The organism is Nocardia pseudovaccinii NBRC 100343, from assembly GCF_001613225.1.
GTDB classification, from domain to species: Bacteria; Actinomycetota; Actinomycetes; order Mycobacteriales; family Mycobacteriaceae; genus Nocardia; species Nocardia pseudovaccinii.
In genome coordinates this window covers 1-20086 of record NZ_BDBY01000263.1, presented here as the reverse complement: position 1 = coordinate 20086, position 20086 = coordinate 1, and the positions used below count along the sequence as shown (strand labels likewise).

The 20086-nt window shown below is 65.8% G+C and carries 21 protein-coding genes; 7 read left to right on the top strand and 14 right to left on the bottom strand.

Translation table 11 applies throughout. From position 1 onward, the window contains the following. The first annotated feature begins 25 nt into the window (after positions 1-25). The 3 genes from NP3_RS32720 to NP3_RS32710 all read left to right on the top strand — a co-directional run bounded on the left by NP3_RS32720 (position 26) and on the right by NP3_RS32710 (position 2313). Positions 26-898 carry a geranyl diphosphate 2-C-methyltransferase gene (locus NP3_RS32720; RefSeq protein WP_063045607.1) on the top strand — a complete coding sequence of 291 codons (873 nt, stop codon included), beginning with the start codon at positions 26-28 and terminating at the stop codon, positions 896-898. Between the two features lie 150 nt (positions 899-1048). After that, positions 1049-1627: an isopentenyl-diphosphate Delta-isomerase gene (gene idi, locus NP3_RS32715; RefSeq protein WP_063045606.1), complete on the top strand. Its 579-nt coding sequence runs from the start codon at positions 1049-1051 to the stop codon at positions 1625-1627. A 344-nt stretch (positions 1628-1971) separates the two neighbouring features. Then, positions 1972-2313, top strand: coding sequence for a hypothetical protein (locus NP3_RS32710; RefSeq protein WP_040689289.1), 342 nt, complete (start codon positions 1972-1974; stop codon positions 2311-2313). A gap of 4 nt (positions 2314-2317) precedes the next feature. On the opposite strand, the gene NP3_RS32705 is transcribed toward NP3_RS32710, so the two are convergent. The 3 genes from NP3_RS32705 to NP3_RS32695 form a co-directional block, all read right to left on the bottom strand. Further along, on the bottom strand, positions 2318-3049 hold the full coding sequence (locus tag NP3_RS32705; RefSeq protein WP_063045605.1) for an aspartate/glutamate racemase family protein: 732 nt from the start codon (positions 3047-3049) through the stop codon (positions 2318-2320). Beyond that, positions 3049-4533, bottom strand: coding sequence for an NCS1 family nucleobase:cation symporter-1 (locus NP3_RS32700; RefSeq protein WP_063045604.1), 1485 nt, complete (start codon positions 4531-4533; stop codon positions 3049-3051). Before NP3_RS32700 ends, NP3_RS32705 begins: the two co-directional genes overlap by 1 nt. A gap of 84 nt (positions 4534-4617) precedes the next feature. Next, positions 4618-5340, bottom strand: a complete 723-nt coding sequence (locus NP3_RS32695; protein WP_063045603.1) for a GntR family transcriptional regulator — start codon at positions 5338-5340, stop codon at positions 4618-4620. Positions 5341-5502: 162 nt separating this feature from the next. Between NP3_RS32695 and NP3_RS32690 the strand changes: the two genes are divergently transcribed. Both NP3_RS32690 and ilvA read left to right on the top strand, forming a co-directional pair. Further along, positions 5503-6672: a serine hydrolase domain-containing protein gene (locus NP3_RS32690; RefSeq protein ID WP_063045602.1), complete on the top strand. Its 1170-nt coding sequence runs from the start codon at positions 5503-5505 to the stop codon at positions 6670-6672. Positions 6673-6744: 72 nt separating this feature from the next. Further along, positions 6745-7965 carry a threonine ammonia-lyase gene (ilvA, locus tag NP3_RS32685; RefSeq protein WP_063045601.1) on the top strand — a complete coding sequence of 407 codons (1221 nt, stop codon included), beginning with the start codon at positions 6745-6747 and terminating at the stop codon, positions 7963-7965. Between the two features lie 37 nt (positions 7966-8002). Here ilvA and NP3_RS32680 read toward each other — a convergent pair whose 3' ends face one another. The 5 genes from NP3_RS32680 to NP3_RS32660 form a co-directional block, all read right to left on the bottom strand. After that, positions 8003-8977: an ABC transporter substrate-binding protein gene (locus tag NP3_RS32680; protein ID WP_063045600.1), complete on the bottom strand. Its 975-nt coding sequence runs from the start codon at positions 8975-8977 to the stop codon at positions 8003-8005. Between the two features lie 53 nt (positions 8978-9030). After that, complete coding sequence (locus NP3_RS32675) at positions 9031-10065, bottom strand: ABC transporter permease (protein ID WP_063045599.1); 1035 nt, start codon at positions 10063-10065, stop codon at positions 9031-9033. Then, positions 10062-10838 carry an ATP-binding cassette domain-containing protein gene (locus tag NP3_RS32670; RefSeq protein ID WP_063045598.1) on the bottom strand — a complete coding sequence of 259 codons (777 nt, stop codon included), beginning with the start codon at positions 10836-10838 and terminating at the stop codon, positions 10062-10064. Before NP3_RS32670 ends, NP3_RS32675 begins: the two co-directional genes overlap by 4 nt. Positions 10839-10954: 116 nt before the next feature. Then, the gene (locus tag NP3_RS32665) at positions 10955-11800 is read right to left on the bottom strand and encodes a DUF4253 domain-containing protein (RefSeq protein WP_063045597.1); all 846 of its coding nucleotides are present in this window, start codon (positions 11798-11800) and stop codon (positions 10955-10957) included. 47 nt (positions 11801-11847) lie between these two features. Next, on the bottom strand, positions 11848-12171 hold the full coding sequence (locus NP3_RS32660; RefSeq protein ID WP_063045596.1) for a DMT family transporter: 324 nt from the start codon (positions 12169-12171) through the stop codon (positions 11848-11850). A gap of 109 nt (positions 12172-12280) precedes the next feature. Between NP3_RS32660 and NP3_RS32655 the strand changes: the two genes are divergently transcribed. Beyond that, positions 12281-12955 carry a hypothetical protein gene (locus tag NP3_RS32655; protein ID WP_063045595.1) on the top strand — a complete coding sequence of 225 codons (675 nt, stop codon included), beginning with the start codon at positions 12281-12283 and terminating at the stop codon, positions 12953-12955. A 136-nt stretch (positions 12956-13091) separates the two neighbouring features. On the opposite strand, the gene argH is transcribed toward NP3_RS32655, so the two are convergent. From argH to NP3_RS32640, 3 genes are all read right to left on the bottom strand, one after another. Beyond that, positions 13092-14513, bottom strand: coding sequence for an argininosuccinate lyase (gene argH, locus NP3_RS32650; RefSeq protein ID WP_063045594.1), 1422 nt, complete (start codon positions 14511-14513; stop codon positions 13092-13094). Further along, positions 14510-15415 carry a class I SAM-dependent methyltransferase gene (locus NP3_RS32645; RefSeq protein ID WP_063045593.1) on the bottom strand — a complete coding sequence of 302 codons (906 nt, stop codon included), beginning with the start codon at positions 15413-15415 and terminating at the stop codon, positions 14510-14512. The genes argH and NP3_RS32645 overlap by 4 nt, the downstream gene beginning before the upstream one ends. Before the next feature lie 120 nt (positions 15416-15535). Then, positions 15536-16738 (bottom strand): argininosuccinate synthase, encoded by a 1203-nt coding sequence (locus NP3_RS32640; RefSeq protein ID WP_063045592.1) that lies wholly within the window; start codon positions 16736-16738, stop codon positions 15536-15538. Between the two features lie 252 nt (positions 16739-16990). Between NP3_RS32640 and NP3_RS48400 the strand changes: the two genes are divergently transcribed. Next, a complete protein-coding gene (locus NP3_RS48400) occupies positions 16991-17140 on the top strand; it encodes a hypothetical protein (RefSeq protein WP_157124713.1) in 150 nt (49 codons plus the stop codon). A gap of 110 nt (positions 17141-17250) precedes the next feature. Here the strand turns inward: NP3_RS48400 and NP3_RS32635 are convergent, their stop codons facing one another. The 3 genes from NP3_RS32635 to NP3_RS32625 form a co-directional block, all read right to left on the bottom strand. Then, the gene (locus tag NP3_RS32635) at positions 17251-17763 is read right to left on the bottom strand and encodes an arginine repressor (RefSeq protein WP_063045591.1); all 513 of its coding nucleotides are present in this window, start codon (positions 17761-17763) and stop codon (positions 17251-17253) included. A gap of 127 nt (positions 17764-17890) precedes the next feature. Then, the gene (argF, locus tag NP3_RS32630) at positions 17891-18883 is read right to left on the bottom strand and encodes an ornithine carbamoyltransferase (RefSeq protein WP_245721207.1); all 993 of its coding nucleotides are present in this window, start codon (positions 18881-18883) and stop codon (positions 17891-17893) included. Continuing rightward, positions 18880-20086, bottom strand: a 1207-nt coding sequence (locus NP3_RS32625; protein ID WP_063045589.1) for an acetylornithine transaminase, incomplete at its 5' end; no start/stop codon positions are given. The genes argF and NP3_RS32625, both read right to left, overlap by 4 nt.

The following is a 20086-nucleotide window of genomic DNA, read 5'->3' as shown; positions in this document are numbered from 1 at the left end:
CCGCAACACGAGAGGATGATCAGGCATGACCATGCTCAATCCCGACACGGGGTCCGTCCTGCGCACCAGCTACCAGAAGGCCGTTGCCGAGTACTGGAACAACAACCCGAACGACGACCGGGTCAATACCAGACTCGGTGAGGTCGACGGGCTGTTCCACCACCACTACGGCATCGGCGAACCCGATCAGGCGGCGCTGGCCGGGCCTGCGGATTCTCGCGAGGAACGGATCGTCAAAGAACTGCACCGCCTGGAGACCGCACAGGCATCGCTGCTGCTGGACCACCTCGGTGATATCCGGCCGGGCGATCGGCTGATGGACGGCGGCTCCGGCCGCGGCGGTACCAGTTTTATGGCCAATCAGCGCTTCGGCTGTCAGGTCGACGGCGTCACCATTTCCGAATACCAGGTCGGCTTCGCCAATGATCAGGCCGCCCATCGTGGTGTCGCGGACAAGGTGCGCTTTCATTTCCGGAATATGCTCGAAACCGGTTTCGACACCGGATCCAGGCGCGGCATCTGGACCAACGAAACCACCATGTATGTGGATCTCGGCGAGCTGTTCGAAGAGTTCGCCCGGCTGCTCGAACCCGGCGGTCGCTACGTCTGCATCACCGGCTGCTCCAATGACGTCAACGGCGGACGTTCGGCCTCGGTCAGCTGGATCGACGCCCATTACGGCTGCATGATCCATCCGCGCAGCGAGTATTTCCGGGCCTTGGCCGACAACAATCTGGTCCCGGTCAACGTCATCGATCTGACCGCCGCCACGATTCCCTATTGGGAGCTGCGCACCGAATCCGAGCTGGCGACGGGCGTGGAGAAGCCGTTCCTGACCGCCTACAAGGAGGGCAGCTTCCAATACCTGCTGATCGCCGCCGATAAGGTGGGGCGATGAGCGAGCGTAGCGAGCCATCCATAGGCACAGCACCATCGGTCGCGGTGGAGCCGAGCGCCAGCGAGGCGCAGGCATGAGCGAGCGTAGCGAGCGAATCATGGGCACAGCACCATCGGTCACTGCGGAGCCGAGCGCCAGCGAGGCGCAGGCATGACCGAGACGCTGGCGAAGCCGATTACCGACCGCGAGGCCCTGCCCGTCGAGTTGGTCGACGCGGCGGGGCGCGCGGTCGGTGCGTGCCCGGTAGCACAGGCGCATACCGCGCCCGGGCTGCTGCACCGCGCGTTCTCGGTGCTGCTGTACGACGATGCGGGCCGGGTGCTTTTGCAGCAGCGTGCCGCGGTGAAGACGCGGTTTCCGCTGCTCTGGGCCAATACTGCCTGCGGTCATCCCGCGCCGGATGAGCCGGTGGTGGCGGCCGCCGCGGTCCGGTTGGCCGAGGAGTTGGGGTTGGCCACCGCGCTGACCGAGGTCGGAATCTTCCGGTATCACGCCCAGGATTCCGCGACCGGTCGGGTGGAGCACGAATGGGACCATGTGCTCATCGGAAGGCTCGATGCCGAGTTCCTGCGGACCGCGGCGCCGCGGCCGGATCCGGCGGAGGTCGCCGACTACGCGTGGATCCAACCGGAGGCGCTGCGGGATGCGATCGCCGACGATCCGGGGAGCTATACGCCGTGGTTGCTCGGTGTGCTCGATATCGCGGAACAAGCGGTTCGGGTCATCTGAGGCTCATGGGAAGGTCGTTCCGCTGACCCGGCCGTTTCAAGTACGTAGGCCGGGTCGGCCAACGATCATCTCCGGCGGCATTTCGTAATCGCCGCGGTGATCCGTAGTGGCCCCCGCTCTTTGCTGCTTTTGGGTTCGACCTATGTCCGGGTGACTCTCAGGGGCTGTGGCAATTACATGTTCAAATGCGCATATCTACGTTTCGGCAAGTATTTCGCACAGGAATGCGGCACTTGTAACACCGGACAAAGCCTTCGAGAAATCACAGGAACGACACAGGGTGCGAACAGGAGCGACTCGGATCCTGGGTCACGTACGAGGTCTTGAATTCAGCGAGGTGCACGATGGTCGAAGTCGAAGTCACGGACGACAAAGTGACGGTTCATGTGCTCGGCGGGCACCGACTGCTGGCCCTGCGCGAGCACGTGACCTTCGATCTGGCCGATATCAAAGAGGTGACCCCCGCCCCGGTCGATCTGCGCCCACCGTGGGTCCGCGCACCGGGCACCTTCTTTCCCGGTGTGATCGCGGCGGGCACCTACCGCGGCAAGGGGCGAAAAGAGTTCTGGGACACCAGATTCGACGGTCATGCCATTCTCATCGACCTCGCAGGCCCCGGGTTCACCCGTCTCGTCGTCGATGTCGACGATCCCGATGCGGCGATGGAAGCCCTGGCCGCCGCCTGACAGCTCAGGAATTCGAGCCGAAGGAGCGCAGCAGGCCGCGGTACGGCTTCGGTGGTGGTGCGGCGAACTCTCCCCTACCCGATTTGCGCAGGCCGAGGGTGATCAGCGACTGGGCGGTGAGGGTGGCAGCGGCGACGCCGTCGATCACCGGTACACCGATCTCGTCTCGGATGTGCTTGCAGAGATCGGCCATGCCCGCGCAGCCGAGGACGATCGCAGCGGAGCCATCGGCGTCGACCGCATCGCCGCATGCCTCGGTGACGATTTTGCGGGCATCCGGATCTTCCAGTGCGAGCACCGGGATTTCGCAGGCGTGGATGCCGCGGCAAAAACGTTGCATGCCATAGCGATACACCAGCTCGTCCGCTCGGCCGATGGTCCGGCGGAGCGTGGTGACGATGCTGAAGCCGCCGCCGAGGTGACTCGCGGTACGCATTGCCGCCTCCGCTATGCCGATTACCGGGCCACTTGCCAGTTCTCGCGCCGCATCCAGCCCCGGATCGCCGAAGCAGGCGATCACGTAACCGTCGACACCCTCTTCTTCGCCGCGTCGGATGGCGGCGAGAATGCCCGGGACGCTGAGGGCTTCGTCGTAGTGACTCTCGATCGAGGCGGGCCCCATCTCGGCGGTTACCGCGTCGAGCAGGGTGCCCCCGCCCGCTACGGCCTGGGCACACTGCTCGATCGTGTCGGTCATCGCCCGCGTGGTGTTCGGGTTGACGACCCGGATGCGCATCAGACGGTAGCTCCCCGCACTGCCAACCGGGTTCGGGTGGCCAGCAGGTAATAGGTGACGAAGCCGAGTCCGCAGCCGATGAACCAGCTGTACTGCGCGGCGGTGTACATGCCGGTGACATCCTTGGCGAGCACCGGGAGCACCGCGACGATCGCGCCGACGGCGGTTGCGATGATCGCCGCCGGGTTGTAACCCTTGCTGTACCAATAAGTTCCGGTCTGCGACCGGGTGAACAGGTCGTCGACTACTACCTGCTGCTTGCGCACCAGGTAGTAGTCGGCGATGAGGACGCCGAACAGCGGGCCGATGAATGCCCCGAGCACTTCCAAGGTGTAGTGGATGACCTCCGGATTGTTGTAGAGGTTCCACGGCGTGATCAGCACCGAGCCGACCGCGGCGATCATGCCGCCCGCACGCCAGCTGATCCGCTGTGGGCTGACGTGCGAGAAGTCGAAGGCCGGTGAAATGAAGTTGGCGACGATATTGATGCCGATGGTGGCGATGGTGAAGGTCAACGCGCCCAGCACGATCGCGAAGGTGCTGTCGATACGGGCCACCGTCGCAACGGGGTCGGTGATCAGCTCACCGTAGACCGGAACCGTCAGCGATGCGGTGATCACGACCAGCAGCGAGAAGAGCAGGAAGTTGACCGGCAGCCCGAGCAGGTTGCCACGCCGCACCGCCGCGAAACTCTTTCCGTAGCGGGAGAAATCGCCGAAGTTCAGCATCGGACCGGAGAAGTAGGACACGACCAGCGCGATCGCGCCGAGCATGACCGGCACCGAGGCCCAGCCGGTGTACTTCACCTCGCCGAGCTTGAGGTCGATGGCACTCCAGCCCGCCTTGGCGATCAGATAGCCGCAGAGCAGGAACATCACGACATACACAGCGGGTCCGCAGAAGTCGATGAATTTGCGAATCGATTCCATACCGCGCCAGAACACGCAGGATTGCACGACCCACAGCAATAGATAACTGCCCCACCCGAGCAGTGAAAGACCGAGGAATCCATAGTCGTCGACGACGGCATATGGAGCCAGGCTCGGAAACAGTTTCACCAGTACGACATCCAGTGCCGCCGAGGCGAGAAAGGTCTGAATCCCGTACCAGGCGACGGCGATCAGGCCACGGATGATGGCCGGAATATTCGCGCCGAGTACCCCGAATGCGCTGCGGCACATGACCGGATACGGCACACCGGTCACCTGGCTCGGCTTGGCGACCAGATTGCAGAAGAAATAGACGATGGTAATGCCGATCAGCAGCGCGGCGAGCACCTGCCAGCTGGCGAGTCCGAGTGCGAACAAGCTGCCCGCGGTGACGTAGCCGCCGACGCTGTGCACGTCCGACATCCAGAACGCGAAGATGTTGTAGGAGCCCCAGTTCTGCTTGCGCAGCGGGGCCAGATCCGCATTCGTCAGCCGTGGGTCGTAGGCGGGCGGCGCGGGTACGGGCGGGGCCGCGGTGGTGAGCGTTTCGGTCATGGTGTTCCCATCCGAGGGTGAAACTGTGATCGAAACGACGGTAGAAACCGCGCATTGCCCAGCCATTGCGCAGTTATTGCCCGGCTATTGCGCGATCGATATATCTTCCGGCGCGAGCAGTCCGGTGTCGGTGGGCAGCGTCGCGATCACCGTCTCCAACCTGCGGTGGTGCCGTTCCGCGATCAGCAGCAGGCGATCCACATCGCGGGCCATGAACGCATCGAGCATGAGCGCGTGATCGGTGTGCAGGCGCACCCGATCGCCGCGGCCGATATGCACCATGGACTGCACCGGCTCGGTGACATTCCACGCCGATTCGAGCATGTGCAGCAGCCGGAACATCCGTGACGGCTTGGTCAGCGCAACATGGAAATGGCGGGACTGGCGGTGGTAAGCAACGGGGTCGTCATCTCGAATCGCCTGTTCCAGTAGCGAATTCACTTCGAGCAAGCGGGCGCGGTCGGCGTCGGTGGCATTGCGCGCCGCGGCCGCCAGCGAGGCGGTTTCCAGGGTCTCCCGCGCGATATACATTTCGCGCAGCTCGTTGGAGGTCAGCTGGGCCACCGCATAACCGCCGTGCGGCCGATGGGTGACCAATCCCTCCCCGATCAATGTCTTGAGCGCCTCCCGCACCGGGATGTGGCTGACGCCGAACAATTCGGCGACCTCGCGCAGTGGGATCACCGTGCACGGCGGCACTGCCCCATCCAGAATCACCCGGCGCAGTTCGCCGAGGATCACTTGCGGTCGGCCTGGTTCGTCGACAACCAACCTGGCCAGTAGCGCCGATCGTCGTCTCGGGGGCATGCGGCCACGCTATGCGAGTCGTGTTGCGATCTCGGTCGCGGAGATGACGGTCAGGAAAAGTTCACCGAACCGACTGGTCTCACTGTTGGAATTTCGGCTCCGCGATGGCCGCGATCGCCGCCGTGCCATGCTGTTGGTTGGTCTAACGACAGAGGTAATCCGATGACACTTACGGCAACGCAGTCGGTGGATCGTCGCTATGTGCGCCTGGTCGCCGAATTCGACAGGCTGTTCCGCCGCCCGAGTGATGGCGGCGGGGCGCTCGTGGTCTATCAGCACGGCGAACCGGTCGTGGATGTGTGGGCCGGATTCGCGCATCCGGGCGTGCCGTGGGCCGCCGATACCGTGGCCATGGCCTATTCCACCGGCAAGGGTGTGGTCTCGACGCTGGCGCACCGATTGGCCGAGCGTGGACTGTTCGATTACGACGAGCCGGTCGCCAGCTACTGGCCCGAATTCGGGGCGGCGGGCAAGGAGCGCATTACGGTGCGGGAAATGCTCACACACCGGGCGGGTCTGCATCGGTTGCGCGATCTGCTGCCCGGGCCGGTAGCGCGTTTCTTGGACGATGCCGAGGTCACCGCCGCGCTCGCGGCCTGCTCCCCCGACCCGCGTCACCTGGTGACCAGCGGCTATCACGGAATCTCCTTCGGGCACTTGGTCGCCGAGTTGATCCGGCGGGTCTCCGGTTCGGACTTCACCGAGCTGTTGCGCATGGAGATCGCGAAACCGCTTGCGGCGGACGAACTCTGGTTCCGAGTGCCGGAATCCGAACGCGACCGCATCGCCACCAACTTTCCTCGGCTCACCGTTGCGGGCATGAGCTGGGAGAACAGTGCGCGGCTCATGGGCCGGACTCGTTTCGCCGCAGCCGCCGAAACCACGCCGCGCGGATTCGCGGATATGGTTTCCGATCCGCGCCTACATGATTCAGTGATTCCGGGCGTCAACGGCGTCTTCTCGGCGCGCGCCCTGGCGAGGATGTACAGCGCGCTCGCGACCGATGGTCGGCTAGGGGACTTCCAGCTGCTTCGGCCGGAGACCATCGAGCAGATCACCCAGCGTCAGGTCTTCACTCCCGATTACGTTCTGGCGTTTCGCATTCCGTGGGCGCTGGGTTACCACGGTGTGCCGATGAAGCCGTCGAAGGCCGATCCCATCTCCGCGTTCGGTCATTTCGGCCTCGGCGGTTCGGGTGCGTTCGCCGATCCGGCCACCGGGATGTCGCTGGCCTTCGTCACCAATCGGCTCGGTGGAAAGCTGACACCGCTCGGCGATGCCCGGCTGGCGCGGCTCGGCGCCATTGCGCACAATCTCGCGAAGGCCGGATAGGCGCGGGAAATCATCGGATGATTTCTGCCCATGTGGCAGCGCATTCGTGCCATGGGCTGGCAGCATGGGCGCATGGAGTTGCTGGGACTGGACCGTATCGAGGCGGCCGCGGCGGCATTGGCGCCGGTGATTCGGCAGACGCCGGTGGTCGCGTCACGGGTGTTATCCGAGCACGCCGGGACCGAGGTGTGGCTGAAGTGCGAGAACCTGCAGCGGACCGGCTCGTTCAAGCCGCGCGGGGCGTACTTCCGGATCGCGAACCTCCCGGCGGAAGATCGAGCGCGCGGCGTGGTGGCGGCCAGCGCGGGCAATCACGCGCAGGGGGTGGCGTGGGCCGCGGCTTCGCTCGGGATTCGCTCGACGGTATTCATGCCGGTGGGCGCTTCGCTGCCGAAGTTGGTGGCCACCAAGGCATATGGGGCCGAGGTGCGGCAGGTCGGTGAGACCATCGACGACTCGCTGGATGCCGCACTGGATTTCGCCGAGCGGGCCGGTGCGACGCTGATCCATCCGTTCGATCACGCCGATATCGTCGCCGGGCAGGCGACGGTGGCCCTGGAGATCATCGAGCAGATGCCCGAGGTCGGGACGGTGATCGTGCCGACCGGCGGCGGGGGGCTGCTCGCCGGGGTCGCGATTGCCCTGCATCACGTCGCGCCGCACGTACGAGTGATTGGCGTACAGGCCACGGAGGCGGCGGCATGGCCCGATTCGCTGGCGGCGGGTAAACCGGTGCGGGCGACGCGGATGTCGACCATGGCCGACGGTATCGCGGTCGGGCTGCCGGGTGAGGTGCCATTCGCGCATGTCGCGGCGCACGTGCCCGCGGTGGTGACGGTCGACGAGGATGCGCTGTCCAAGGCGCTGCTGCTGTGTCTGGAACGCGCGAAGTTGATCGTCGAGCCCGCCGGTGCCGCTGCGGTGGCCGCCCTGATGAGTTGCGAGCCAACGGAACTCGGACTGCAGGGGCCGGTGTGCGCGATCCTGTCCGGCGGCAATATCGATCCGATGATGCTGACCAGGATCATCGGGCACGGCCTCGGTGCCGCCGGGCGTTATCTGGCTGTGCGCGTGACGATTTCGGATCGACCTGGTGCGCTCAGCGGACTGCTCGCGGTGGTCGGGAAGACCGGTGCGAGTGTGGTGGATGTGGTGCACTCGCGGACCGGTGGGTGGCTCGCGGTCGACGAGGTCGAGGTATCGCTGACGTTGGAGACCCGGGGTCCTGCGCATCGCGACGATGTGCTTGCCGCGTTGGAGAATTCGGGGTACGCGGTGCGAGTGGAGGATTAGCCGGGTCCGAGCGTGCTCGGACCCGACGTCGGCCCCGTCAGCACTTCCGCTTGTAGAAGTACTTCGAATTGGCATCCATATCGGCCTGGGTGATCGCCACCATATCGGTCTGGATATTGCGGGTGACCGGCTTACCCTCCAGCGCGGCCGCGGCCTCGTCGACGCCCTTCGCACCGATCCCGGCCGGATCCTGCGCGATAAGTGCCTGCACCGTACCGGCTTTCAGATCCTCGACCTGCTTCGGACTCGCATCGAAGCCGACCAGTTCGACCTGGCCGAGCTTATTGGCGTTGCGCAATCCGGTGGCCGCGCCCTCGGCGGAACTCAGGTTGGTGGCGAAGATCCCGGCGAGGTCGGGATGGGCGGCCAGCGTCGCGGTGACGATCGAAGCCGCCTGTGCCGCTTCATTGTTGTTGTACTGCACGCCGAGCGAGGTGATGCCGGGGAAGGCCTTCACCGCGTCTTCGAAGCCCTGAGCACGCGCGTCGGTGGTGGAGGTTCCGGCCTTGGTGTTGATCACCAGCACGGGTCCCTTGTCGCCGATGAGCTTGGCCAGCGTCTGTGCGGCGAGTTCGCCGCCCTTCTTGTTATCGGATGCGATCGACGACAGCGCGATCGAGGTGTCGTCCAGTGCGGTATCGACCTCGATGATTTTGATCCCGGCATCCTTTGCCTGTTTGATCGGATTCGCCATCGCCTGCGCATGTGTCGGGGCGATCAGGATGCCGCCGGGCTTATTGGCCACCACACCGGTCAGTACCGGAGTCTGCGCGCCCGCATCGAATTTCGTCGGCGCCTGCGTCTCCAGCTTGTAGCCGAGTTTGCTCGCCTCGTCCTGCGCGCCGCATTGCATGGAGATGTAGAACGGTTCGTCGGCGACACCGGGAATCAGCACCAATTTCTTGGCATCCGTGCCGCCGGAATTGTTCACCGAGCCACCACATCCCACCACCAGCGTGCCGACCGCCGCCATCGCGCCGATCATCACCGCGGTCCGCTTCGCCACCCTCATTTGGCTACCTCCGCCTTATTCTCTTATCGCGCAGTGCTGTACTGCGTACCTCTCTACTTGCGGTCCCGGGCGCGGCGGCGCAGTTGGTCGAACCACACCGCCCCCACCAGAACCGCGCTCACCGCGATCGGCTGCCAGAACACCGGTACCCCCGCGATGACGAATCCCTTGCGCAGCACCGACGGAATGAAAACGCCGATAACCGTGCCGACAATGGTGCCGATTCCGCCGAAAAGGCTTGTCCCGCCGATGACTACACCGGCAATGGCATCCAGATTGTCGGTGCCGTGCCCACCGATGGTGGTGGTGCCGAAGTAGGCCAGATTCATGAATCCGGCCAGTCCGGCGAGCAATCCGGTCATCAGATAGACCAGCACGAGGTGTCGAGTGACCGCGATGCCAGAACGCCGCGCGGCCTCCGCATTGGAGCCGATCGCGTAGGTGTAGCGGCCGAATCGGGTGGTGTGCAGCACCCAGGCGGCGAGCACCGTCACCGCCGCGGCGACCAGCACCAGATTCGGTACGCCGCCCAGCGATGTCCCGAAACCCAGGGAGTTGCGCAGCTTATCGGGCACCGTCCTGGTGTCGACACCACCGGTGATCAGTTGTGCCGCACCGAGTGCCGCGCCGAACGAGCCGAGTGTGACGATCAGCGGTGGAATCTTGGCCTTTGCCACCAGAATTCCATTGAGCAATCCCCAGATACCACCGCCCGCAACGGAAATCAAAAGGCCGACACCGATAATTCCCCACCCCGCGCCAGTGGCGTTCTCGTCGGGGCTGAGCCATTCCATCGTTTTCGCGCCGAGTACACCGGCGAAGATCAGCACCATGCCGACCGACAGGTCGATGCCGGAGGTGATGATCACGAACGTCATGCCGACCGAAAGCACCAGCAGCACCGAGGTTTCGATCAGCAGCGTCTGCAGGGTGAAACGGGTCGGGAAGGCGTCGGGACGGATGATGCTGAAAACGATGCACAATACGACGAGCACCACACCGATCCACAGCGTGCTCGCGCCGAGAAGCCGTTGCAGCACAGTGCGTTCCGGCAGATCGGGGCCACCATTCGGCTCAGCTTTCGTCATGCCGCGTCCTCGTGTGACAGCGCTCCGGTCATCGCACCGACCAACTGCTCCAGCGTGGCATCGGCGGCGGCGAATCGAGCCACCCGCTTGCCGAGTCGCAGCACCTCGATCCGGTCGGCCACGGCCAGCACCTCGGGCATATTGTGGCTGATCAGGACGACGGCAATGCCCTGGTCGCGCACATTGCGGATCACCTCGAGCACCCTTTCGCGCTGCACAACGCCGAGCGCCGCGGTCGGTTCGTCCATGAAGACGACCTTGCTCGCCCACAGCACCGCACGCGCCACGGCGACACTCTGGCGCTGCCCGCCCGACAGTGCGCCGATCGGCACATCGGTGCTCTGCAGCGTCACGCCGAGGCGCCGGAAGTGTTCGACGGCTTGGGTCCGCATCGCCCGCTTGTCGAGCATGCCGAGTCTGCCCGCCAATCCGCGGCGAACCAGCTCCCGGCCGAGGAAGAGGTTGGCGGCCGGGTCCAGATCGGGTGCGACGGCGAGGTCCTGGTACACGGTTTCGATGCCCAGCCCGCGTGCGGCGGTCGGTGAGCCGAGCACCGTTGCCGAACCGTCCAGCAGAATGGTCCCCGAATCCGGTTGTTCCGCCCCGGAAAGGCATTTCACCAGTGTGGACTTGCCCGCGCCGTTATCGCCGATCAATGCGACGACCTCACCGGCGCGCACCTGAAAGTTGGCTCCTCGCAACGCCTCTACACCGCCGTAGCGTTTCACCAACGACTGGGCCTCGAGTACTACATCGCCCGGTTCCGATGCCATACCGTCACCCGCGTCGACTCAGTTGAGCAAACGTCCGATCCATCGGCCGATGCTACGTTCGCCGACACCTCTCATGGGACGAATTCGGCAAAATGCGCAGGGCGCAACGAGACCGATCAGTCCCACCAGAAGCGCCACAGCTGCCGAAGCAGGGATTCGGCCAGTTCATCGAGTGAATCGCGATCCTGTTCGGCCGCATCCGGGCAGTACAGATACGCCTCCAGTGCCTGCGCGAGAGCGGCGTCCTCGGTCAGCTCCGGCTCGTGTGCGACGGCGAGCCACAGCGTGTCGGAATCCAATGCGACGAGTTCGCATCGGCGCTCCGACGCCGCCCACCGGCGCAGCATCACTGCGTGGTCGGCGCCGTCGAGGTCATAGTTGAGCGCACCCGACCATTGCAGTTCGTACGGAACCAGCCAGGAATTCGCGGCGGGAACCAGGGCGAGCTGATCGAATTCGTCGCAATCGCCACGAATACTCCAGACGTCGCCCCAATCGAATCCGTCGTAGTCGTAGAGCTCGAGATCCAGATCGGCCCAGTCCGGTCCGCCTCGTGGAATCTCGTAGTCATCGCCCGACCGCTCGCGATATCTCTCGCGCAACCAGTCCGCCGCATCGGTTCCGGCGAGGAATTCCGGAATCGACAACTCACGCGATTGCTCCCACCCGCGCTCGGATCCGGTCCGATACCAGGTATGGGTCTTGGTCAGCACCGGCCACAATCCGGTCTTCGGATGCACCTCCCGCACCTGCTCCCACAGCCCGGCCGCCGCATAACCGGGCTCGGTCGATACGACCCACACCGGGGCCCCCGACACCGTCTGCTCGACCACCGACACCGCCGGTAGCTCGATCCCGTACGCCGCCAACGCTTCCGCCGGATCATTGCCCGCGAAGGACACCGCGGCGGGCTCCGCCGATCGATCCGCGGTGAAGGTCCCCGCCTCGAAATCTCTCTTCATGAGCCGTCATTCAACAGCCGCCCACCGACAATCTCGCAGCGCGGATGTCAGTGTGCGCCACCGAGTTCCAGAGCGAGGACGCCGAGAATCACCAAGGCGATGCCGCCGACCTGGATCAAGGAGAGTCTTTCGTCGAGGAATAGGACGCCGATGACGGCGATGGCCGCGACGCCGACCGCCGACCAGATGCCGTAGGCGACGCCGATCGGCATGCCGCGCTTCAGCGCCTGGGACAGGAAGAAGAAGGCCGCGCCGTAGCCGATGACCACGATGATCGAAGGCACCAATTTGGTGAAACCGTCGGAGATCTCGAGCGAGACGGTCGCGGTGATTTCGGAGGCGATGGCCAGCGCCAGCAACAGCAGGGTCATCGGCGCAGCGTAAACCGGGGCGGGTGAGGGCGGTCGGCGCTATAAGCATTTGACTGTCCCGATCGAAAGGTCGACACCGCAGAATTCGGACGTCGATCGAGGAGGGACAATGGACGCAGCGGTGATCTTGGTTCTGGCGGGGCCGATCCTGATGCTGGTCATGCTCATCGTGTTCGTTCCGCTGACGATTCGCGCCGAGCGTGCGCGCCGAAGGATCTTGCGGCAGTGGGCGACCCAGCACGGGTGGACGTTCGCGGACAGCTCGCGGGCTCGGTGGGTTTCGCGCATGCCCAATCGTGGACGCCATCTGGGCGTGACGTTGACCGGGCAGATCGGCGGGCGCTGGGTGACGGTGGCGGAGTACGCATACGAAACGGAAACCGTCGCTGCGACGGTCGGCCCACGTTCCGCGTCGAACAGGTCGACGACGACGCACCACCTCATCGCGACCATGGTGCTGCTGGACCGCCCCTTCCCATCAGTCAACGTGTCCACTCGCGGCGTGCTGTCCAAGCTGGGCCGCACGCTGTTCGGCGACAAGCCCACCGCCACCGGCAACGTCTCGTTCGACTCTCGCTTCCGGATCGGCGCCGCGGATCCGGACTTCGCCCGCTGGCTCGTCGGCAAACCGCTGATCGACGCGCATCTCGCCGGAACCGTCCCGGACTGGAGCCTTGTCGGTCAGGAGTTGCTGACGTATCGAGCGGGCCGCCTACGCGACCCATCCGCAATCCCCGCAATCGCCGCGCCATTGGTGCAGGTGGCCGACCTCTTGTGCCGCTGAACGGCCCTAAGCCACCCCTCTAGTGCCCCGCACAGGTTTGGATCAAGATCAGGTGGCACTGGTGGCGGAGGTTTCTCGGGCAATGCCGCCATAGATTCCACCTGATCTTGGTCGTCGCTGGGTGGGGGAGGTTCGGCTAGGTGAGGAGGGGGCGTAGTTCGGCGACGGTGTTGCGGAGTTCGGCGAGTTGGGATGTGACCTGGACGCCTGCGGTTCCGCCGCGCGCATTGCGGGATGCGATCGAGCCCTGCACGGTGAGCACTTCGCGGACCTGTGGGGTCAATGCCGGGTCGATGGCGGCGAATTCTTCGTCGGTCAGCTCGGCGAGGCCGACGGCGCGTGCCTCGGCGGCGCGCACGCACGCACCCGCGGCCTCGTGTGCGACGCGGAACGGAACACCCTGCCGGACAAGCCATTCGGCGATATCGGTGGCGAGGGTGAAACCGGCGGGGGCGAGTTCGGCCATGCGGTCGGTGTGGAAGGTGAGCGTCGAGACCAGGCCAGCGATGGCCGGGAGCAGCAGTTCGAGCTGGGCGACCGAGTCGAACAGGGGTTCCTTGTCCTCCTGCAGGTCCCGGTTGTAGGCCAGCGGTTGGGCTTTCAGAGTCGCCAGCAGTCCGGTCAGATTGCCGATGAGGCGACCGGCCTTGCCACGGGTGAGTTCGGAGACGTCCGGATTCTTCTTCTGCGGCATGATCGACGAGCCGGTGGACCAGGCGTCGGCGAGGGTGATGTAGCCGAATTCCGGTGTGCTCCAGAGGATCACCTCTTCGGCCATCCGGCTCAGATCGATGCCGATCATGGCGAGCACGAACGCCGCCTCGGCCGCGAAATCACGTGCGGAGGTGGCATCGATCGAATTCGCCGCGGCGCCATCGAAATCCAGTTCGGCCGCAATGGCTTCCGGATCGAGTCCCAGCGAAGATCCGGCCAGTGCGCCGGAACCGTAGGGCGACACCGCCGCCCGCTTGTCGAAGTCGCGCAGCCGATCGATATCGCGCAGCAGCGGATGCGCGTGTGCGAGCAGATGGTGTGCGAGCAGTACCGGCTGCGCGGCCTGCAGATGCGTCTTGCCGGGCATTACCGCGTCCGGATGCGCGGCGGCCTGGGCGACCAACGCGTCGACTACATCGAGGAGTCCGGCGGCGACCCGGCGGGCCGCATCGCGCAGCCACATCCGAAAGAGCGTGGCCACCTGGTCATTACGCGAACGCCCCGCCCGGAGTCGGCCGCCGAGTTCGACTCCGACCCACTCGATCAGCCCGCGCTCCAACGCGCCGTGCACGTCCTCATCGGCCTCGGCGGGGGCGAACGCACCCGAATCCACGTCCGCCGCAAGGCGATCCAGCCCGGCCAGCATGGCGGCGAGGTCGCTCTCCGACAGCAGTCCCGCCTTGTGCAGCACGCGCGCGTGTGCCTTCGACGCGCGAATGTCGTAGGGAGCCAGCGCCCAGTCGAAATGGGTCGACTTGCTCAGCGCGGCCATTGCCGCGGCCGGTCCGGACGCGAAACGTCCGCCCCAGAGCGCCCCTTCGTTGGTGCTGCCGCTCTGCGTCATCGTGTGCTGTCTCCTCCGGGTCGTCGGGCGGTGAACAAAATGTCGGTCTTCAGGTGGGCGGCGGCCGCGTCGGATACCTCCCGGCCATGGCTGCGCAGCACCTCGGCCGGATCGGCGCGCGACACCGTCCAGCCGTGTTCGGTGAACCAGTCGATCGGATCGCTGCGGCCCTCGTCGGAGTACCACAGTTCGCCGACATCGACTGTCACGTCGACTCCGGCCGATCGCGCATCCTGCAATGCCTTCGAGTCCGGCGCGGCACCGGATGAGCGATAGATCGCGATGCGACTGCCCGGTGCGCTCGATGCCACGATGTTGTCGAACAGCCGGTCCTGAGCGTCCGCGGGGAGGTAGCGCAAGAGACCTTCGACCAGCCATGCGGTCGGCGCGGCCAGATCGAATCCATTGTCCCGCAACGCCGCAGGCCAATCCTGGCGCAGATCCACCGCGATCGCGCGGCGGTCTGCCGCGGGCGGAAAGTCCCTCAGCGCGCTCTCCTTGAACTCCAGAACCTTCGGTAGGTCCAGCTCGAAAACCGTTGTGCCGACCGGCCATTCGAACCGATAGGCCCTGGCGTCCAGGCCCGCGGCGGGGATGACCAGCTGCCGGATGCCGTCGGCGGCCGCCTCCTGGACGTAGGCGTCGAGGTAGCAGGTGCGTGCGATGAGGGCCGAGATAATGGGGCCCATCGCCGCTGTCGCGGCCTGCTCGAGATCCGGGATCTCCCCGCGCACAATGCGCGTCCAGGATTCCGAACCGACGGCGGTCACCAGCACTTCGGCGTACGGGTCATGGAACAGTGCGTCCGGGCGACGGCTCTCGGCGGCTCGCATGGCGGCGACGCCGAGGGCGGTGGCGCCCACGCTCGATTCGATATCCCAGCTGTCGTCGTCGGTCCGCATAGCGCTCCTTTCGGGTCGGCGACTCACTGCGCGCCGACCCGATCGAGCCTAATAGGCGCAGTCGGACGAAGTCCGTCGCTGAATCTCTCGCGCTCGGCCGAGCGAAGGCGCGGCCACCGCCTACTTCTGGTTGAGGTCGCGGCGAGCGGCGACCTTGGAGGACAGGCCGTGGATCTGCACGAAGCCCTTGGCGAGGGACTGGTCGAAGGTGTCGCCCTCGTCGTAGGTGGCCAGGTTGAAGTCGTAGAGCGACTGCTCGGAGCGGCGGCCGTTGACCACGACGGAACCGCCGTGCAGCACCATCCGGATCTCGCCGGTGACGTGCTGCTGGGTCTCGGCGACGAACGCGTCCAGCGCGCGCTTGAGCGGGGAGAACCAGAGGCCGTCGTAGGCCAGCTCACCCCAGCGCTGCTCGACCTGCCGCTTATAGCGGCCCAGTTCGCGCTCGATGGTGACGTTTTCCAGGGCCTGGTGCGCGGTGATCAGCGCGATGGCCCCGGGGGCCTCGTAGATCTCGCGGCTCTTGATGCCGACGAGCCGGTCCTCGACCATATCGAGGCGGCCGACACCCTGGCGGCCCGCACGATGGTTCAGCTCGACGATGGCCTCGAGCACGCTGACCTGGCGGCCGTCGACGGCGACCGGCACACCCTTGTCGAAGGTGACGATGAGTTCGTCGGGCGCCTCGAAGTTGACCGTCGGGTCCGAGGTGTAGTCGTAGACGTCCTTGGTCGGCGCGTTCCAGAGGTCCTCGAGGAAGCCGGTCTCCACCGCGCGGCCCCACACGTTCTGGTCGATCGAGAACGGGGACTTCTTGGTGACGTTGATCGGGAGCTGGTTCTCCTCGGCGAAGGCGATGGCCTTCTCGCGGGTCCAGGCGTAGTCGCGGACCGGGGCGATCACATTCAGGTCGGGGGCGAGCGCGCCGATGCCGACCTCGAAGCGAACCTGGTCATTGCCCTTACCGGTGCAGCCGTGCGCGACGGTGCTCGCGCCGTGGAACTTGGCGGCCTCGACGAGGTGCTTGACGATGAGCGGGCGGCTGATCGCCGAGACCAGCGGGTACTGGCCCATGTACATGGCGTTGGCCTGGATGGTCGGCAGGCAGTACTCGTTGGCGAATTCGTCGCGCGCATCGACCACGATCGCCTCGACGGCGCCGCAGTCCAGCGCGCGCTGGCGCACCACATTCATGTCCTCGCCGCCCTGGCCCAGATCGATGGCGACCGCCACGACCTCGGCGCCGGTCTCCTTGCCGATCCAGCTGATCGCAACGGAGGTATCGAGCCCACCGGAGTAGGCGAGTACGACGCGCTCGGACATGTCTTTGTGCTCCTCGGTTTCGTGCTTGTCTGCAGGTCGTGCCCGCATCCGCGGGCGGCGGGGCGCGGCGCCCACCGACGCGCCCAATCGCACGTCAGGCGGCCCGAACCGTCATGCAAATGATTATGCACGATGATGCAAGCCCATTCACAACCGGGTCCGAGTTGCACCTTCCGGTAGCACCTTGGCACCCCTGTCCACCTATGTCACGCTTTACCCGGTAACTATCGGAGCGGGCAAAGGACGGACCCCATGCTGCTGCACCTCATAGCAGGCGAATTCAGCACCCTCGGCAACGACGTCCTCGACATCGGCCGCGCCCTAGTCGACCTCGTACAGGACATCCTCAACGTCGGCACCCCGGGCACCTCCCACGGCGGCGGCCAATACCCCTTCGGCTGACATCCCCTCGCGATCACATCGCATAGATACGTCGCACAGGTTGTGCCCTCGCGCGGTAGGTACCGAGTATGTGTCACCGAGCGTGACCGCGCTGAGGACGCCGGGCAGGCTCAGGCCAACTCTTCTATTTTGGCGGCTAGTTCGGCGCCGGTGAGGGGTTCACGGGCTATTACGGCGATGGTGTCGTCCCCGGCGATGGTGCCGACGATAAACGGGAGAGCGGCGCGGTCCAGGGCGCTGGCCAGGTAGTGGGCCGCGCCGGGTGGGGTGCGCAGGACGGCGATATTGCCGCTGGCGTCCGTGGACACCAGGAGGTCGCCGAGGAGTTTGGAGAGGCGGTCGGTGCCGCCGGTGACGCCGCGGACGGGGCTGCCGTCTTCGGGGACCACGTAGACGCCCGCGCCACCGTCGGCGGCGCGCAACTTCACGGCGCCGAGTTCATCGAGGTCGCGGGACAGGGTGGCCTGGGTGGTTTCGATGCCTTCGGCGGCGAGCAGTGCGGCGAGTTCGGTCTGGCTGCGGACCGCGTGCGCCGTCAGCAGTTCGATGATGCGGGACTGGCGACCGGCGCGGGTTCGAGCGATTGCGGGAGCGGACTTAGCCGCGTCGGGTTGGATACTCATGGCCGTGCCTCGCTGCCAGGTCTCGCACCGAGCCGCGAAAACGCCGATCGTGGGCCGATGTGGTCACGCCGAGCCACTGCCTCCGTGCCCGTCGGTCCCGCGGCAGCGGATCGGTCGCGGCACTCACTCACCGCGCCTCACCTCGCTTGGCGAGCAACCACACCAGCAGCGCCTTCTGCGCATGCAGCCGGTTTTCCGCCTCGTCCCACACCACGCTGTGCGGTCCGTCGAGCACCTCGTCGGTGATCTCCTCGCCGCGATGCGCCGGAAGGCAGTGCAGCACAACGGCATCCGGATGCGCCTCGGCGAGCAAATCGTCGTTGAGCTGGAACGGCCGGAACGGGCCGACGCGGTCGAGGCCGTCGTTCTCCTGCCCCATAGAGGTCCAGGTGTCGGTCACCAGAGCATCGGCGCCTGCCGCCGCGGCAACCGGATCGCCGGTGAGGGTAATGGTCGCGCCGGTCTCGGCAGCCCGCTTGCGCGCGGCCTCGAGAATCCACGGCAGCGGCTCGAAACCCGTTGGCGCGGCGATCGTTATGTTCAGACCCGCGGTCACACCACCGAGCAGCAGCGAATGCGCCATATTGTTCGCACCGTCACCGAAGTAGGTGAGGTTGCGCCCGACCAGATTGCCCTTGCGCTCGACCAGCGTCTGCAGATCGGCGAGGACCTGACACGGATGGAACTCGTTCGACAAGGCATTGACGACCGGCACCGTCGCGGTGACGGCCATTTCGTCCAGCCGCACCTGTTCGAAGGTCCGCCACACGATCGCATCTACGTAGCGCGAGAGCACCTTGCCGGTATCGCCGAGCGTCTCCTCGCGCCCGAGCTGGGTGTCGCGACCGTCGACCACCACCGCATGCCCGCCGAGCTGCGCGATGCCCATTTCGAAGGAGAACCGCGTGCGGGTGGAGTTCTTCTCGAAGATCACCCCGACTCCGCGCGGCCCTTCCAGCGGCCGGTGCGCGAACGGATCCTTCTTCAATTCCGCTGCGAGCGCGAGGATTTCGGCCTGCTCGGCAGGCGTGACGTCATCGTCGCGCAGAAAGTGCCGGAGTGGCCCACCCGTCTCCCCGCCGCCACCCCTCATGGAATCGCTCCGCGATGCTGTACTCATTTGTCCCCCTTGGCGTCCGCGATCGCACCGTCCAGGATCTCGGGCAGATCGCCGACGAAATTGTCGGACTGGGTCTCGGTGAGCACCAGTGGCGGCGCGAGCCGAATGATGTTGGGCTTGGGCGCATTCACCAGATAGCCCGCCTCCCGCGCCCGGTTCTCGACCTCGGCGGAGATATCGTCGGTAAGCACGATACCGAGCAGCAGACCCGCACCACGCACATGATCGATCAACGGGTGCTCGAGCAGCTCGATGCCGTCACTGAGCCGCTTGCCGACGGATTCGACATGGGCGAGCAGGTCGGTCTCATCGATGGTGCGCAGTACCGCCAAAGCCGCTGCGGCACAGACCGCGTTGCCGCCGAATGTGGTGCCGTGCAGCCCGGGCGTCAGCAGATCGGCGGCCGGTCCGGTGGCCAGCACCGCACCGATCGGCAGCCCGCCGCCGAGCCCCTTGGCCAGCGTGATCACATCCGGCACTATGCCGAATGCCTGGTGCGCGTAGAACTTTCCGCACCGGCCGATACCGGTCTGTACCTCGTCGAGGATCAGCAGCGCACCGTGACGCGCGGTGATCTCCCGCGCCTTCACCAAATAGTCGATGGGCGGCACGACAACGCCGCTCTCCCCCATGATCGGTTCGAGGAATACCGCCGCGGTGTCCTGGTCGACAACCGCCTCGAGCGCGGCCGCATCGCCGTAGGGCACGTGGACGACACCCGCGGGCATCGGCTCGAACGGCGTCCGCTTGGAGGGCTGCCCGGTGAGCGCGAGCGCGCCCATGGTCCGGCCGTGAAAGGCCTCGTCGGTCGCGATGATTTTGTGCCGCCCCGTCAGCCGCGCCATCTTGAACGCTGCCTCATTGGCTTCGGTGCCGGAGTTGCAGAAGAACGCGCGGCCGTGGCCGTCCCCGAATTCACCGTCGCCGAAGTGCGCGAGCAGCCGTTCGGCCAGTTCGATGACCGGTTCGTTGGCGTAGATATTCGAGGTGTGGCCCAGCGTGCCGAGCTGCTGGGTAACGGCTTCGAGAATCGCAGGATGGGCGTGGCCGAGGCTGTTGACCGCGATACCGCCGAGGAAGTCGACGTAGCGTCTGCCGTCCGCGTCGTAGACCACCGCGCCCGCGCCACGCACCAGCGCGACCTTGGGGGTGGTGTAGTTCTTCATCAACGCGGCGGACCACCGCTGCTGCAGCTCTGCTGTA

Bases quoted from the DNA above. Each gene is read 5' to 3' on its own strand.
- argF (WP_245721207.1), bottom strand. From the start codon at position 18,883: ATGAGTACAGCATCGCGGAGCGATTCCATGAGGGGTGGCGGCGGGGAG.
- NP3_RS32645 (WP_063045593.1), bottom strand. From the start codon at position 15,415: ATGCGGACCGACGACGACAGCTGGGATATCGAATCGAGCGTGGGCGCC.
- NP3_RS32640 (WP_063045592.1), bottom strand. From the start codon at position 16,738: ATGTCCGAGCGCGTCGTACTCGCCTACTCCGGTGGGCTCGATACCTCC.
- argH (WP_063045594.1), bottom strand. From the start codon at position 14,513: ATGACGCAGAGCGGCAGCACCAACGAAGGGGCGCTCTGGGGCGGACGT.
- NP3_RS32705 (WP_063045605.1), bottom strand. From the start codon at position 3,049: ATGCGCATCCGGGTCGTCAACCCGAACACCACGCGGGCGATGACCGAC.
- NP3_RS32695 (WP_063045603.1), bottom strand. From the start codon at position 5,340: ATGCCCCCGAGACGACGATCGGCGCTACTGGCCAGGTTGGTTGTCGAC.
- NP3_RS32655 (WP_063045595.1), top strand. From the start codon at position 12,281: ATGGACGCAGCGGTGATCTTGGTTCTGGCGGGGCCGATCCTGATGCTG.
- ilvA (WP_063045601.1), top strand. From the start codon at position 6,745: ATGGAGTTGCTGGGACTGGACCGTATCGAGGCGGCCGCGGCGGCATTG.
- NP3_RS32665 (WP_063045597.1), bottom strand. From the start codon at position 11,800: ATGAAGAGAGATTTCGAGGCGGGGACCTTCACCGCGGATCGATCGGCG.
- NP3_RS32720 (WP_063045607.1), top strand. From the start codon at position 26: ATGACCATGCTCAATCCCGACACGGGGTCCGTCCTGCGCACCAGCTAC.
- idi (WP_063045606.1), top strand. From the start codon at position 1,049: ATGACCGAGACGCTGGCGAAGCCGATTACCGACCGCGAGGCCCTGCCC.
- NP3_RS32635 (WP_063045591.1), bottom strand. From the start codon at position 17,763: ATGAGTATCCAACCCGACGCGGCTAAGTCCGCTCCCGCAATCGCTCGA.
- NP3_RS32710 (WP_040689289.1), top strand. From the start codon at position 1,972: ATGGTCGAAGTCGAAGTCACGGACGACAAAGTGACGGTTCATGTGCTC.
- NP3_RS32675 (WP_063045599.1), bottom strand. From the start codon at position 10,065: ATGACGAAAGCTGAGCCGAATGGTGGCCCCGATCTGCCGGAACGCACT.
- NP3_RS32660 (WP_063045596.1), bottom strand. From the start codon at position 12,171: ATGACCCTGCTGTTGCTGGCGCTGGCCATCGCCTCCGAAATCACCGCG.
- NP3_RS48400 (WP_157124713.1), top strand. From the start codon at position 16,991: ATGCTGCTGCACCTCATAGCAGGCGAATTCAGCACCCTCGGCAACGAC.
- NP3_RS32690 (WP_063045602.1), top strand. From the start codon at position 5,503: ATGACACTTACGGCAACGCAGTCGGTGGATCGTCGCTATGTGCGCCTG.
- NP3_RS32680 (WP_063045600.1), bottom strand. From the start codon at position 8,977: ATGAGGGTGGCGAAGCGGACCGCGGTGATGATCGGCGCGATGGCGGCG.
- NP3_RS32670 (WP_063045598.1), bottom strand. From the start codon at position 10,838: ATGGCATCGGAACCGGGCGATGTAGTACTCGAGGCCCAGTCGTTGGTG.
- NP3_RS32700 (WP_063045604.1), bottom strand. From the start codon at position 4,533: ATGACCGAAACGCTCACCACCGCGGCCCCGCCCGTACCCGCGCCGCCC.